This is a genomic window from Streptomyces sp. NPDC048671 (assembly GCF_055587045.1).
Genome location: NZ_JBVJHB010000025.1, coordinates 35,982 through 49,518 on the forward strand (window position 1 = coordinate 35,982; position 13,537 = coordinate 49,518).

11 protein-coding genes are annotated in these 13,537 nt (G+C 71.2%); 2 read left to right on the plus strand and 9 right to left on the minus strand.

Translation table 11 applies throughout. The annotated features are described in order from the left end of the window. The 6 genes from ACZ6S6_RS35045 to ACZ6S6_RS35070 all read right to left on the minus strand — a co-directional run bounded on the left by ACZ6S6_RS35045 (position 1) and on the right by ACZ6S6_RS35070 (position 8,346). Positions 1-1,017 carry an HpcH/HpaI aldolase/citrate lyase family protein gene (locus ACZ6S6_RS35045; protein WP_362954483.1) on the minus strand — a complete coding sequence of 339 codons (1,017 nt, stop codon included), beginning with the start codon at positions 1,015-1,017 and terminating at the stop codon, positions 1-3. Then, a complete protein-coding gene (locus tag ACZ6S6_RS35050; protein ID WP_469709035.1) occupies positions 1,014-3,026 on the minus strand; it encodes a protein meaA in 2,013 nt (670 codons plus the stop codon). Before ACZ6S6_RS35050 ends, ACZ6S6_RS35045 begins: the two co-directional genes overlap by 4 nt. A gap of 1 nt (position 3,027) precedes the next feature. Then, a complete protein-coding gene (ccrA, locus tag ACZ6S6_RS35055) occupies positions 3,028-4,365 on the minus strand; it encodes a crotonyl-CoA carboxylase/reductase (RefSeq protein WP_362954480.1) in 1,338 nt (445 codons plus the stop codon). A 392-nt stretch (positions 4,366-4,757) separates the two neighbouring features. Further along, the gene (locus tag ACZ6S6_RS35060; protein ID WP_469709038.1) at positions 4,758-5,567 is read right to left on the minus strand and encodes a GNAT family N-acetyltransferase; all 810 of its coding nucleotides are present in this window, start codon (positions 5,565-5,567) and stop codon (positions 4,758-4,760) included. 72 nt (positions 5,568-5,639) lie between these two features. Beyond that, positions 5,640-6,455: a TetR family transcriptional regulator gene (locus tag ACZ6S6_RS35065; RefSeq protein ID WP_469709039.1), complete on the minus strand. Its 816-nt coding sequence runs from the start codon at positions 6,453-6,455 to the stop codon at positions 5,640-5,642. Between the two features lie 109 nt (positions 6,456-6,564). Beyond that, positions 6,565-8,346 (minus strand): 3-hydroxyacyl-CoA dehydrogenase family protein, encoded by a 1,782-nt coding sequence (locus tag ACZ6S6_RS35070; protein WP_362954474.1) that lies wholly within the window; start codon positions 8,344-8,346, stop codon positions 6,565-6,567. A 360-nt stretch (positions 8,347-8,706) separates the two neighbouring features. Between ACZ6S6_RS35070 and ACZ6S6_RS35075 the strand changes: the two genes are divergently transcribed. Next, positions 8,707-9,279, plus strand: a complete 573-nt coding sequence (locus ACZ6S6_RS35075) for an adenylosuccinate lyase (protein ID WP_469709041.1) — start codon at positions 8,707-8,709, stop codon at positions 9,277-9,279. A 19-nt stretch (positions 9,280-9,298) separates the two neighbouring features. Here ACZ6S6_RS35075 and ACZ6S6_RS35080 read toward each other — a convergent pair whose 3' ends face one another. The 3 genes from ACZ6S6_RS35080 to ACZ6S6_RS35090 all read right to left on the minus strand — a co-directional run bounded on the left by ACZ6S6_RS35080 (position 9,299) and on the right by ACZ6S6_RS35090 (position 12,764). After that, positions 9,299-9,922 carry a GNAT family N-acetyltransferase gene (locus tag ACZ6S6_RS35080; protein WP_469709043.1) on the minus strand — a complete coding sequence of 208 codons (624 nt, stop codon included), beginning with the start codon at positions 9,920-9,922 and terminating at the stop codon, positions 9,299-9,301. Between the two features lie 49 nt (positions 9,923-9,971). Beyond that, entirely contained in the window at positions 9,972-11,564 is a 1,593-nt protein-coding gene (locus ACZ6S6_RS35085) for an alpha/beta hydrolase (RefSeq protein WP_469709045.1), read from the minus strand. Positions 11,565-11,714: 150 nt separating this feature from the next. Beyond that, positions 11,715-12,764: an Rv2578c family radical SAM protein gene (locus ACZ6S6_RS35090; RefSeq protein ID WP_469709047.1), complete on the minus strand. Its 1,050-nt coding sequence runs from the start codon at positions 12,762-12,764 to the stop codon at positions 11,715-11,717. 148 nt (positions 12,765-12,912) lie between these two features. Here ACZ6S6_RS35090 and ACZ6S6_RS35095 point away from each other — a divergent pair, with 148 nt between their 5' ends. Further along, entirely contained in the window at positions 12,913-13,356 is a 444-nt protein-coding gene (locus tag ACZ6S6_RS35095; RefSeq protein ID WP_362954467.1) for an SRPBCC family protein, read from the plus strand. Positions 13,357-13,537 lie beyond the last annotated feature (181 nt).

Below are 13,537 nucleotides of genomic sequence, written 5' to 3' on the forward strand. Positions count from 1 at the left end.
TCAGGCCTCCGGAGCTTCGAACTTGGAGGTGCGCTCCATGCCCGCCGCGCGGCCCTTGCCCGCGATGACCAGGGCCATCTTGCGGCTGGCCTCGTCGATCATCTCGTCGCCGAGCATCGCCGAGCCCTTCCTGCCGCCCTCCTCGGAGGTGCACCAGTCGTAGGCGTCGAGGATCAGCTCGGCGTGGTCGTAGTCCTCCTGCGAGGGCGAGAACACCTCGTTCGCCGCGTCGACCTGGCCGGGGTGCAGCACCCACTTGCCGTCGAAGCCGAGGGCCGCCGCACGGCCCGCGACCTCACGGTACGCGTCCACGTCGCGGATCTGCAGGAACGGGCCGTCGATCGCCTGGAGGTCGTGGGTGCGGGCCGCCATCAGAATGCGCATCAGGATGTAGTGGTACGCGTCCGCGCCGTACCCGGGCGGCTGCTGGCCGACGACCAGGGTCTTCATGTTGATCGACGCCATGAAGTCGGCCGGGCCGAAGATCAGGGTCTCCAGACGGGGCGAGGCGGCGGCGATGTCGTCGATGTTCACCAGGCCCTTGGCGTTCTCGATCTGCGCCTCGATGCCGATCCTCCCGACCTCGAAGCCCATTGTCTTCTCGATCTGGGTGAGCAGCAGGTCCAGGGCGACGACCTGCTGGGCGTCCTGGACCTTGGGCAGCATGATGCAGTCGAGGTTGGGACCCGCGCCCTCGACGACCGTGATGACGTCGCGGTACGTCCAGTGCGTCGTCCAGTCGTTGACCCGCACGACCCGGGTCTTGCCCGTCCAGTCGCCGTTGTTCAGCGCGTCGACGATGTGGTGCCGGGCGCCTTCCTTGGCGAGCGGCGCGCAGGCGTCCTCCAGGTCCAGGAAGACCTGGTCGGCCGGGAGGCCCTGGGCCTTCTCCAGGAAGCGGGGGTTCGAGCCGGGCACGGCCAGACAGGAGCGACGGGGACGCAGCCGGTTCGAGGGGTGCGCGGCGGAGCCGCCCGAGTTCGGGGTGGTGGCGGGCGACGGGGCGGGCGTGGTCATGCGGGGACCTCCAGAGGGTCGAGCTTGTTCGCTTTCCGGATCTCGTCGACGATACGGCCGATGATCTCCGTGATGCCGAAGTCCTTCGGGGTGAATACGGCGGCGACACCGGCCTTGATCAGGGCCTCGGCGTCGGCGGGGGGAATGATCCCGCCGGCGATCACCGGGATGTCGCCCGCGCCGGTCCGGCGGAGCCGGGTCAGCACGTCGGGCACCAGCTCGGCGTGCGAGCCGGACAGGATCGACAGGCCGACGCAGTGCACGTCCTCGGCGACGGCGGCCGAGACGATCTGTTCGGGCGTGAGGCGGATGCCCTGGTAGACGACCTCGAAACCGGCGTCCCGCGCGCGTACCGCGATCTGCTCGGCGCCGTTGGAGTGCCCGTCCAGGCCGGGTTTGCCGACGAGCAGCCGCAGCCGGCCCGCGCCCAGGTCCGCGGCGGTCCGGGCGGCCTTCTCGCGTACCAGGGCCAGCGGGGTGCCCTCCTCGGCCGTCACCGCGACCGGGGCCGACGACACCCCGGTCGGTGCGCGGAACTCGCCGAAGACATCGCGCAGCGCCCAGGACCACTCGCCCGTGGTGACGCCCGCGCGGGCGCACTCGACGGTGGCCTCCATCATGTTCTCGGTGCCCGCGGCGGCGTTCTTCAGGACGGCCAGCGCCTCGGTGGCGCGGGCCTCGTCGCGGTTGTCGCGCCACTCGTGGAGCGCGGCGACGACCTCGGCCTCGACCGAAGGGTCGACCGTCATGATCGCGGCGTCGAGGTCGGCGGTGAGCGGATTGGGCTCGGTGCTCTCGTAGATGTTGACGCCGACGATCTTCTCGTCGCCACCCTCGATCCGGGCCCGCCGGGCGGCGTGCGAGGAGACCAGCTCGGACTTGAGGTAGCCGGATTCGACGGCCGCCATGGCGCCGCCCATCCGCTGGATCCGGTCGATCTCCGCGAGCGAGTCGGTGACCAGCTCGTCCACCTTGGCCTCGATGACACGGGACCCGGCGAAGATGTCCTCGTACTCCAGCAGATCGCTCTCATGGGCGAGCACCTGCTGGATACGGAGCGACCACTGCTGGTCCCAGGGGCGCGGCAGCCCCAGCGCCTCGTTCCAGGCGGGCAGCTGCACCGCGCGGGCGCGGGCGTCCTTGGAGAGGGTGACGGCCAGCATCTCCAGCACGATGCGCTGGACGTTGTTCTCCGGCTGGGCCTCGGTCAGGCCGAGCGAGTTGACCTGGACGCCGTAGCGGAAGCGGCGCTGCCTGGCATCGGTGATGCCGTAGCGCTCCCGGGTGATCCGGTCCCAGATGCGGCCGAAGGCGCGCATCTTGCACATCTCCTCGATGAACCGGACGCCCGCGTTCACGAAGAAGGAGATCCGGGCGACCACGGCGCCGAACTTCTCCTCGGGCACCTGCCCGGAGTCGCGCACCGCGTCGAGGACCGCGATGGCCGTCGACATGGCGTACGCGATCTCCTGGACCGGGGTGGCCCCCGCCTCCTGGAGGTGGTAGCTGCAGATGTTGATCGGGTTCCACTTGGGGATGCGGCTGACGGTGTACGTGATCATGTCGGTAGTCAGCCGCAGGGAGGGGCCCGGCGGGAAGACGTGCGTCCCGCGCGAGAGGTACTCCTTGACGATGTCGTTCTGCGTGGTGCCCTGGAGCTCGTCCGCGTCCGCGCCCTGCTCCTCCGCGACCACCTGGTAGAGCGCCAGCAGCCACATCGCGGTGGCGTTGATCGTCATCGAGGTGTTCATCTGCTCCAGCGGGATGTCCTGGAACAGCCGGCGCATGTCGCCGAGGTGCGAGACGGGCACGCCGACCCGGCCGACCTCGCCGCGGGCGAGGATGTGGTCGGGGTCGTAACCCGTCTGGGTCGGCAGGTCGAAGGCGACCGACAGACCCGTCTGGCCCTTGGCGAGGTTGCGCCGGTAGAGCTCGTTGGACGCCTCGGCGGTCGAGTGGCCGGCGTACGTCCGCATGAGCCAGGGGCGGTCCTTCCGGCGGCCCGTCATGTCAGACGCTCCGGAAGCGGTTGATGGCGTCGATGTGCTGTTCGCGCAGCTCCTCGTCGCGCACGCCCAGACCCTCGCGCGGTGCGAGTGCCAGGACGCCGACCTTGCCCTGGTGGAGGTTGCGGTGCACGTCGTACGCGGCCTGGCCGGTGTCCTCCAGGGAGTAGACCTTCGACAGCGTCGGGTGGATCTTCCCCTTGGCGACCAGGCGGTTGGCCTCCCACGCCTCGCGGTAGTTGGCGAAGTGCGAGCCGACGATCTTCTTCAGGGACATCCACAGGTAGCGGTTGTCGTACTCGTGGGTGTAGCCCGAGGTCGAGGCGCAGGTGACGATCGTGCCGCCCTTGCGGGTCACGTACACGCTCGCGCCGAAGGTCTCGCGGCCCGGGTGCTCGAAGACGATGTCGACGTCCTCGCCGCCGGTCAGCTCACGGATGCGCTTGCCGAACCGCTTCCACTCGCGCGGGTCCTGGTTGTGCTCGTCCTTCCAGAACTTGTAGCCCTCGGCGTTGCGGTCGATGATCGCGTCGGCGCCCATCTTCCGGCACAGCTCGGCCTTCTGGTCGCTGGAGACGACGCAGATCGGGTTGGCGCCGCCGGCCAGCGCGAACTGCGTCGCGTAGGAGCCCAGCCCGCCGCTCGCGCCCCAGATCAGCACGTTGTCGCCCTGCTTCATGCCCGCGCCGTTGCGCGAGACGAGCTGGCGGTACGCGGTGGAGTTGACCAGCCCAGGGGCCGCGGCCTCCTCCCAGCTGAGGTGGTCCGGCTTCGGCATCAGCTGGTTCGACTTCACCAGGGCGACCTCGGCCAGCCCGCCGAAGTTGGTCTCGAAGCCCCAGATGCGCTGCTCGGGGTCGAGCATCGTGTCGTTGTGGCCGTCCGAGGACTCCAGTTCGACCGACAGGCAGTGCGCGACGACCTCGTCACCGGGCTTCCAGGCGTTGACGCCGGGCCCGGTGCGCAGGACGACGCCCGCCAGGTCGGAGCCGATGACGTGGTACGGCAGGTCGTGGCGCCGGGTGAGCTCGCTGAGCCTTCCGTAGCGCTCCAGGAAGCCGAAGGTGGCCATCGGCTCGAAGATCGAGGTCCAGACGGAGTTGTAGTTCACCGAACTGGCCATGACGGCGACCAGCGCCTCGCCGGGGCCGAGCTCGGGCACCGGCACCTCGTCGAGGTGCAGCGACTTACGGGGGTCCTTGTCACGGGTGTCGAGCCCGGCGAACATCTCCGTCTCGTCCTTGTGCACGGTCACCGCGCGGTACGACTCAGGGACGGGCAGCGCCGCGAAGTCCGCGGCCGTGCTGTCCTGCGATTGGATCGCGTCCAGGATTTCCTTCACGGTGTGCCTCCGATGGAGCTGCGTTTGAGGGAACGCTTGAGGGGCCTGCGGAGCAGGGGAGCGGAGCGGTGGTGCGTGGAGGTGTGCCGTCGGTTCGGCTGGTGATGCTTCGGCTGTTTGCTCTGTGGAGCAGAAGGGTTCGCCTGTGACGCAGGCGTCCGGGCACGCAGGCACCTGGCTTGCGGGGACAGCCGGCGTACGTGAGGTCTCAGCACGCCGGCCGCCCGGACGACTTCAACGTATGGCACTCCGTGACAGCTGACAAGGCACTCAGTGCCAGCAATTTCCCTCAATTGTCGTCCGGGTGCCACGCATGAGCAACACGAGGGGCGTTTTGGTGCGTTGTGCCCCGCCGCGGAGGCGGTAAGTGCCGAGGCGGCAAGCGGGGAGGGTCAGGACGTGGGGCGGTAGACGTACGGCGTCGTCGTGCCCAGGACCGTGAACCCGAGCCGTTGCAGGATCGGGCGGCTCTGCTCGGTCGCGTCGACCTGGAGGTAGCGGAACCCGCGCTCGGCGGCGATCCCGGCCCGGAAGGCGATCAGCGCCCGGTAGACGCCCCTGCCGCGCCACGCCTCCACCGTGCCGCCGCCCCACAGCCCGGCGAAGCCGGTGCCGGGGTACAGCTCCATCCGGGCCGAGCTCACCGGCTCCCCGCCCGCCATGGCCAGCACCCCCACGAAGTGGTCCGGGTCCTCCTTCAGCCGGGCCAGCATCTGGTGCCGCAGCCGGGTCCGGTCCGAGCCGAAGGCCTGCTCATGGGCCAGGGCCATCAGCTCCACACCGGCCTCGTCCCGAACCGTGCGCAGCCGGACGCCGTCGGGGAGCACGACCTCGGTGGGAAGGTCCGCGACCGGCGCGACCAGCAGGGTCTCCGGATCCTCCGCCTCGAAACCGGCCGCCAGCAGCCGGGCCCCGAGATCGGCCGGGCGGTCGTGCGCGTACAGCTTCCACTCGAACTCGTCGTACCCGCGCTCCACGCAGTGGGCCACCTGCGCGGCGATCGCCGCGTCGGCCCGTGCGGCGTCCAGGTCCGGGGACGACCAGACGACCCCGTTCCAGTCGTGGGCCGCGCCGGCCTGCCGTACGACGTCGCCGGTGCGCTCGACGCGGACGCCGGGGCCGTCGGGGCGGGCGTGCTCGCGCATCTCCCGGTCGAAGACGGCCAGCAGGGATTCGCGGTCTCGCGGAGGGGGCTCGTTCATCCGCACACCACAGCAGCCGGGCACGGCGACGGCAACCGGATTCCGCACCGGGTACGCGGGCGTACGGGCCGCTCAGCGCTCCTTGAGCGCCTGCTGGATCGTGCGCATCACTTCGTCCAGCGGCGCGTCCGTGCGCGCCACGGCGACCAGGACCTCGCCCTCGGCGCTCACCGAGGCGGCCGGCGGCTTCGGCGGCTCGCTCCCGGCGGTCCGGCCCGCACCGATCCCGGTGCCGAAGGTGTCGCGGACGATGGCGAACGCGTGGTCCAGCTGCGCCTCCACATCGCCCTGGCCGTCCACCCGCAGCCACCGGCGCAGCACATGGTTGTGCGCGGTGACCACGGCGGACGCCGCCACCTCCGCCAGCAGCGGGTCGTCATTGCCGACATGGTGGTCGCGCTCGTCGAAGTGGCCCAGCAGATAGCGCGTGAAAAGCCGCTCGTAGCGGGCCACCGAGGCGATCTCGGCCTCCCGCAGGGTGGGCACCTCACGGGTCAGCTTGTAGCGGGCCACGGAGACCGCGGGCTTCGCCGCGTACATCTTCATGACTTCCTTGATGCCCCGGCAGACCGTGTCGAGCGGGTGCTCGTGCGCCGGAGCGGCGTTCAGGACCGCCTCGGCGCGTACGAGAGTGTCGTCGTGGTCCGGGAAGATGGCCTCTTCCTTGGAACGGAAGTGCCGGAAGAACGTCCGCCGGGCGACGCCCGCGGCGCCCGCGATCTCGTCGACCGTCGTCGCCTCGTACCCCTTCGTGGCGAAGAGCTCCATCGCCGCGGCGGCCAGTTCACGGCGCATTTTGAGCCGTTGGGCGGCGGCACGCGTGCCCGCGGCACTTTCCGGGGCGTCGGGCGCGGCGGACACACGGGGGGACCTGGCGGGCTGGGACATGGTGTGAACGTACTGCATCAGTGCGGGAGAGCGCTCCTGTGGGGGCGGGCCGCCCGGAGGACCGAGCAGCCCGCCCCAACCGGCTCCCGGCCCGGAGGGCCGGGCCCCCTCAGCGGCGGGCATACTCGCGGAAGCCGCGCCCCGTCTTGCGGCCGAGGCAGCCGGCGGCCACCAGATGCTCCAGCAGCGGCGCCGGGGCGAGGCCCGGGTCGCGGAACTCGCTGTGCAGCACCTTCTCGATGGCGAGTGAGACATCGAGGCCGACGACGTCCAGGAGCTCGAAGGGCCCCATCGGGTAGCCGCCGCCCAGCTTCATCGCGGCGTCGATGTCGTCAAGGGTCGCGTAGTGCTCCTCGACCATCTTGATCGCGTTGTTGAGGTACGGGAACAGCAGCGCGTTCACGATGAACCCGGCCCGGTCCCCGCAGTCCACCGGGTGCTTGCGCACCTTCACACAGACCTCGCGGACCGTGGCGTGCACCTCGTCGGCGGTGAGGACGGTGCGGACCACCTCGACCAGCTTCATCGCGGGCGCCGGGTTGAAGAAGTGCATCCCGACGACGTCCTCCGGCCGGGTGGTGGCACGGGCGATCGACACCACCGGCAGCGAGGACGTGGTGGTGGCGAGCACCGCGCCAGGCCTGCACACCTTGTCCAGGGTGGCGAACAGCTGCTGCTTGACCAGCAGGTCCTCGGCCACGGCCTCGACGGCGAGATCGACCTCGGCGAAGGAGTCCAGCGAACCGGCCGCGGTGATCCTGGCCAGGGTCTCGTCCCGGGCCCCGGCCGTCAGCCGTCCCTTGGTGACCGAACGTTCCAGCGACTTCGCGATCCGGCCCCTGGCGGTCTCCGCCTTCTCCTGGGTGCGCGCGGCGAGCACCACGTCGTACCCGGCCTTCGCGAAGACCTCGGCGATCCCCGAAGCCATCGTCCCGGAGCCCGCGACCCCCACCGAGCGCACGGTGCGCCCGGCGACCGCCGCGCTGTCCCGCGCGGGCGTCAGCGCGTCCGGGACCACGTCCTGGCTGCCCGGCCCCGCGTAGGTGTAGAAGCCGCGGCCCGTCTTGCGGCCGGTCAGCCCGGCCTCGCTGAGCTGGCCGAGGATCGGCGCGGGGGCGTGCAGCCGGTCGTGCGAGGCGCAGTACATCGCCTCCAGGACGGTACGGGCGGTGTCGACTCCGATCAGGTCCAGCAGGGCGAGCGGGCCCATCGGCAGACCGCAGCCCAGCCTCATCGCCGCGTCGATGTCCTCGCGGGAGGCGTAGTTCGCCTCGTACATCGCCGCGGCCTGGTTGAGGTAGCCGAACAGCAGCCCGTCGGCCACGAACCCCGGGCGGTCCCCGACCGCGACCGGCTCCTTGCCCAGCCGGCGGGCGAGCTCCGTGACCGCCGCGACGGCAGGCGGCGCGGTGAGCACGGAGGAGACCACCTCGACCAGCTTCATCACGGGCGCCGGGTTGAAGAAGTGCAGGCCGAGCACCCGCTCCGGGTGCCGGGACTCGGCGGCGAGCCGGGTCACCGACAGGGCGTTGGTGCCCGTCGCGAGGATCGCGGTGGGGGAGACGACCGCGTCGAGATCCCGGAAGACCTGCTGCTTGATCTCGTACGTCTCGGGCACGACCTCGATGACCAGCTCCGCGTCCGCGGCGGCCTGGAGGTCGGAGAAGGTACGGAACCGGGCGAGGATGTCGCGCCGCTCCTCCTCGGTGATCCGCTCGCGCCGCACGGCGCGTGCGGTGGAGGCCTCCAGGGCGGCGACCGCCCGGCGGGCGGCCGCGTCGTTGATGTCGATTCCGATGACCTCGCGGCCGGAGCGGGCGAGGACCTCGGCGATGCCGGTGCCCATCGTGCCGAGGCCGACGACGGCGATGATGCTGAGCGGGGTGTCCATCACGGGACTCCAGGGATGAGTGACGACTGAGGGACGCACGGCGCGCGGCCGATGAGAGGGGCCGAGGGTGCGCGGCGCGCGGGAGTTGTCTGTCGTGGTGCTCGCGTCCGGGCGCGCGGGGCGCGCCGGGACCGGGAAGGGCGGCGGACTCTGTCCCGGAGTCACGCCTCGCACAGCTGCCGAACCGACATTCACTCCGGGTGGCTGCGTCACCAGGCCACCGGAGCCGGCGGGGAGAGTGTCCCGCTCACATGAGGTTAACCGGCGAGTAACGAGCGCGCCAGCCCTGGATCGTTGTGCGCCCCCTCACATTCACCGCCCTCTTCGGAACGCTGCGTGTTCACCGATACGCTGACGGTCATGGACGAGGAGCTGCGGTCGCTGACGCACCGGCTGGCCGAGGAGGCGGGGGAGTCGGCGGCCTACCGCCGGCTCCTGGTCACCGATGACGACGAGGAACTGGCGCAGGTCCTCATCGAGCGCGAACGCCCGTTGTGGGCCCGCGAGATCGCGGCGTTCCGGCTGGGCTGCGGCGGGGACCGGCGGGCCTTCGAGACCCTGGTGCTGCTGCTCAACCACCGCGACCCGGAGCGCTGCGCCGGAGCCGCCCACGCCCTGGCCCGCCTCGGCGACCCGCGCACCCCGCGTGCCGCCGCCGCACTCGCCACCAACTCCCTGCGCACCGCCTACGCGCTGTACCCGGTCCGGCTGCTCAGCGAACTGCGCGCCCCGGAGTCCGTACCGGCCCTGGTGAGCACCCTGCGCAGGCTGCTCGGGCCGGACGAACCGCACTGGCGGGTGGCGCTGGCCTGCGTCGAGGGGCTGGGGCGGCTCGGCGACGCACAGGCCCGCCCGGTGCTGGAGGCGGCCCTGCCGCACCCGCGACTGGGCGGCGCGGCCGAGGAGGCGCTCGGCAGGCTGCCGGTGGTGTGAGGGGCGCGGCGGCGGGCGGTCAGCGCCCCTCGGACGCGCCGAGCGAGCGCACGTAACGCACGCCGACGGAGTCCTCGGATTCGACGACAGCGCACGCGCCGAGCGAGCGCACGTAACGCACCTCGGGCACCGGCACACCGTCCACCTCGAAGGGCTCCTCCGCGCCGTCCGGGCGGAAGCCCGCACGGGCGTAGAAACGGCGGGCCGGCGCGTTCTCCCTGAGCACCCAGAGTGCGAGCTCCGGGTGACCGGCCGCGGTGGCGCGTGCCAGTACCTCGGACATCAGGGCCCGGCCCACCCCTGTCCCCGTCCGCTCCGGCAGCACGTAGAGCGCGTACAGCTCACCGCGCGCGAGCCGTCTGCCGTCCTCGCGGTACGGCCCGTACGCCGCCCAGCCGATGACGCCGAGGCCCGCCCGCTCCGCCACCACGTTGACGACCTCGTTGCCCTCGGCGAGGAACCCGCGGCGCCGCTCCGCGTCCTCGGCGATGCTCATCGCGTCCAGATGCGCCTGCGGCATCAGCCCCGCGTAGGCGCTCTGCCAGCCGCGCACCCTGACGGTCGCCACGGCCTCGCAGTCCTCAACGGTCATGTCCCGGATCAGCGGTTCGGGGGCGTGCGCCGGAGTGGGGTGTGTGGTCACACGCCCATCCTCGCGCACGCCCCCGGAGGGAACGCGATTCCCGGCCCCGTCAGCCCCGGAAGCCGAGCACTCCGTGCAGCGCGCTGCCCCGGCCCTCCGCGCCCGTACGGGGCGCCGCCTTCGCGGCCTCGCCGGTCGCGGGCTTCGGGTCAGGCGTCTTCGCGCAGACCGCGTCCACGCCGCCGCTCCTGCCGCGCGGCACGGTGCCCTTGGCGAGATAGTCCGCCAGGTACTTGTCCAGGCAGTCGTTGCCGCTCAGCGTGACGCCGTGGTTGCCGCCGCCCTGCTCGACGACCAGGCTGGAACCGCGGAGCTTGCGGTGCAGGGTGACTCCGCCCTCGTACGGTGTGGCCGCGTCGTCCGTGGCCTGGAAGAGCAGCGCGGGCGGCAGGCCGTGGTTGGAGACCCGGACCGGATTCAGCGGCTCCACCGGCCAGTCGGCGCACGGCGCGTTGTACCAGGTGTTGCTCCAGGCCATGAAGGGCGCCTTGGTGTGCACCCTCCAGGCGTCGTTGCGCCAGGCGTTCCAGTCGCGCGGCCACTGGGCGTCCCGGCACTGGACGGCCGTGTAGACCGAGTACCCGTTGTCGCCCTCGGCGTCGACCGCGCCGAACCGCTCGTACGCCTTGACCAGCGTCTTCTCGTCCTTGTGGTTCACGTAACCGGCGAACGCCTCGGCCAGCACGGGCCAGTAGCCGTTGTAGTAGCCGCCCGGCAGGAACGTGTCGTCCAGTTCGCTCGCGCCGACCTTCTTGCCCGCGGGGTGCTTCTTGACCGCGTCCCGCATCCGGTACCAGGCCGCCTCGACCTTCGCCGGGTCGCTGCCCAGCCCGTACGTGGCGTGGTACTTCGCCACCCAGGCCATGAACGCCTTGTGGCGGGTGTCGAACGCGTAGTCCTGGCTGAGGTTGTCGTCGTACCAGACGCCGGTCGGGTCGACGTTCGAGTCGAGGACGAGGCGCCGGACGCGGTCCGGGAAGAGTTTGGCGTACACCGAGCCCAGGTAGGTGCCGTAGGAGTACCCGAGGTAGTTGAGCTTCGCCGCGCCGGCCGCCCGGCGGATCACGTCGAGGTCCTTGGCCGCGCTGACCGTGTCCATGTACGGCAGCAGGTCCGGGTACTTCTTGCCGCAGGCGGCCGCGAAGGACCGGGCGCGGTCCCGGTTGACCTGCTCGTCGCGGAGGGTGCGCGGCACCGAGTCGGGCCGTACCGGATCGGAGTACTCCGGCACGCAGTCCAGGGCCGGCCGGCTCTTGCCCACGCCGCGCGGGTCGAAGCCGATCACGTCGTACTGGGTGGCCACCGCCTTCGGCAGCGAGGTGGCGACGAATCCGGCCATCGACAGTCCGCTGCCGCCGGGGCCGCCCGGATTGACCAGCAGCGGGCCCTGGAAGGTCTTCGAGGTGTGCGGGACCCGGGTCAGGGCGAGGGTGATCTTCCGGCCCGACGGGTCGTCATGGTCGAGCGGGGCACTCACCGACGAGCACTGGAGCGTCGGGGACGACTTGGTGGCGCAGTCGGCCCACTTGAGCGATACGGCGCGCCGCGCACCGGCGTCGGCGGTCGCCGGGGACGGCACGGCGGTCACCAGACCGGCGACCGTCGCCCCGACGGCGAACAGAATTCCCGAACGTTTCGTCATATGGCCTCCCGTGGTGGGGGAACACGGCTGCGCGTGACGGCAGCCCCCGCCGGATGCTCCCCGCATCGGAGCCGGAAGGACCTGTTCTGGTGAGAGATGACCCGTTTGCCTCCGCCCGGTGTCCGGTGCGCCGGATCCGCGGCGGTCCGGTCAGAGCAGGGTCAGCTGGGTGGGCTCGGCGCCGTCGAGCGGGGGCTGCGGCTCGCCGCGCCCGGGGAGTGCGCGGGGGGTCTCGCGGCGCGAGGGCCCGATGCCGTACTCGGCCGCCAGCTCGTGCACATGGCGGGTGACCCGGCGCTGGTACCACGTGGGCGCGTACGCCCCGTCCGCGTACAGGCGCTCGTACCGCCCCACCAGCTCGGGGTGGTGCCGGCCGAGCCACTCCATGAACCACTCACGCGCGCCGGGGCGCAGATGCAGGACGAGCGGGGTCACCGAGGTCGCGCCGACGGCGGCGATCGCGCGGACCGTCGCCCGCAGTTGCTCCGGCCGGTCGCCGAGGAACGGGATGACGGGCGCCATCAGCACCCCGCAGCCGATGCCGTGCTCGCTGAGGGTGCGCACGACGTCGAGGCGGCGCTCGGGGGAGGGGGTGCCGGGCTCCACGGTGCGCCACAGCTCGGGGTCGACGAAGCCCACGGAGACCGAGACGCCCACCTCGGTGACCTCGGCCGCCTGCCGCAGCAGCTCCAGGTCGCGCAGGATCAGCGTGCCCTTCGTCAGGATGGAGAAGGGGTTCGCGTGGTCGCGCAGGGCCGCGAGGATGCCGGGCATCAGCCGGTAGCGGCCCTCGGCGCGCTGGTAGCAGTCGACATTGGTCCCCATCGCGATGTGCGCGCCGTGCCAGCGGCTGGAGCCGAGCTCGCGGCGCACCAGCTCCGGGGCGTTGACCTTGACGACGATCTGCGAGTCGAAGCCCAGCCCGGTGTCGAGGTCCAGATAGCTGTGGGTCTTGCGGGCGAAGCAGTAGACACAGGCGTGCGAACAGCCGCGATAGGGGTTCACGGTCCACTCGAACGGCATCCGGGACGCGCCCGGCACCCGGTTCACGATCGATCGGGCCCGGACTTCGTGGAAGGTGATGCCCCGGAACTCCGGGGTGTCGAAGGTGCGCGTCGTCACCGCGTCCGCGGCGAAGAGCGCGGCCTCTCCGCTTTTGGCGGTCTTGGCGCGGTTATCGGCCAGATTGTCCCAGCGCATGGACGCCTCCTAGGTAGCACTGACTCGAGAATAGAACACTTGTTCCCTTGATCGTTTTCTCCCCTTCGTCCCCGGCCGGATTTTGAGCCGGGTGCCGGAGGTGGTTGGCTCAGCACACCCCGAACAACCGAGTGCTGGAGGAACAGCCATGGCGCAGGTCGAGGCCACGACAGAGCGGATCATCGCGGCGGACCCGGAAGCGGTGTTCGACGCGCTGGCCGACTACAAGGACGTCCGCGGCAAGGTGCTGCCCGGCCACTTCAGCGAGTACGAGGTGCGTGAGGGCGGCGACGGCGAGGGCACCCTCGTCCACTGGAAGCTCCAGGCCACCAGCAAGCGGGTGCGCGACTGCCTGCTGGAGGTCAGCGAGCCCACCGAGGGTCAGCTCGTGGAGAAGGACCGCAACTCCTCGATGGTCACGACCTGGACCGTCACCCCGGCCGGCGAGGGGAAGTCCAAGGCGGTCATCTCGACCGTGTGGAACGGCGCCGGCGGCATCGGCGGGTTCTTCGAGAAGACCTTCGCGCCCAAGGGACTTGGCCGCATCTACGACGAGCTCCTGCAGAATCTCGCCACCGAGGTGGAGAAGTAACTCCCGGTTCCCGCTTTCCGGCCTCACCGGTTCGGGTGGTCTTTCCGTCCGGACGGTTGTGCGCCGTAGTGGCCCCCACCGGCGGCTAAGCCCTCCAAGTGCGCCGTCAGCGCCCCCCGCCGCGTTTGCCCTCCCTTGTATCGCAATGCGAGAAATGGGCGGCGCAGATGCGACGAGGGGA

Excerpts from the sequence above, each read along its gene's own strand:
- ACZ6S6_RS35050 (WP_469709035.1), bottom strand. The coding sequence starts at position 3,026 with ATGACGGGCCGCCGGAAGGACCGCCCCTGGCTCATGCGGACGTACGCC.
- ACZ6S6_RS35085 (WP_469709045.1), bottom strand. The coding sequence starts at position 11,564 with ATGACGAAACGTTCGGGAATTCTGTTCGCCGTCGGGGCGACGGTCGCC.
- ACZ6S6_RS35060 (WP_469709038.1), bottom strand. The coding sequence starts at position 5,567 with ATGAACGAGCCCCCTCCGCGAGACCGCGAATCCCTGCTGGCCGTCTTC.
- ACZ6S6_RS35070 (WP_362954474.1), bottom strand. The coding sequence starts at position 8,346 with ATGGACACCCCGCTCAGCATCATCGCCGTCGTCGGCCTCGGCACGATG.
- ACZ6S6_RS35090 (WP_469709047.1), bottom strand. The coding sequence starts at position 12,764 with ATGCGCTGGGACAATCTGGCCGATAACCGCGCCAAGACCGCCAAAAGC.
- ACZ6S6_RS35065 (WP_469709039.1), bottom strand. The coding sequence starts at position 6,455 with ATGTCCCAGCCCGCCAGGTCCCCCCGTGTGTCCGCCGCGCCCGACGCC.
- ACZ6S6_RS35095 (WP_362954467.1), top strand. The coding sequence starts at position 12,913 with ATGGCGCAGGTCGAGGCCACGACAGAGCGGATCATCGCGGCGGACCCG.
- ACZ6S6_RS35075 (WP_469709041.1), top strand. The coding sequence starts at position 8,707 with ATGGACGAGGAGCTGCGGTCGCTGACGCACCGGCTGGCCGAGGAGGCG.
- ACZ6S6_RS35045 (WP_362954483.1), bottom strand. The coding sequence starts at position 1,017 with ATGACCACGCCCGCCCCGTCGCCCGCCACCACCCCGAACTCGGGCGGC.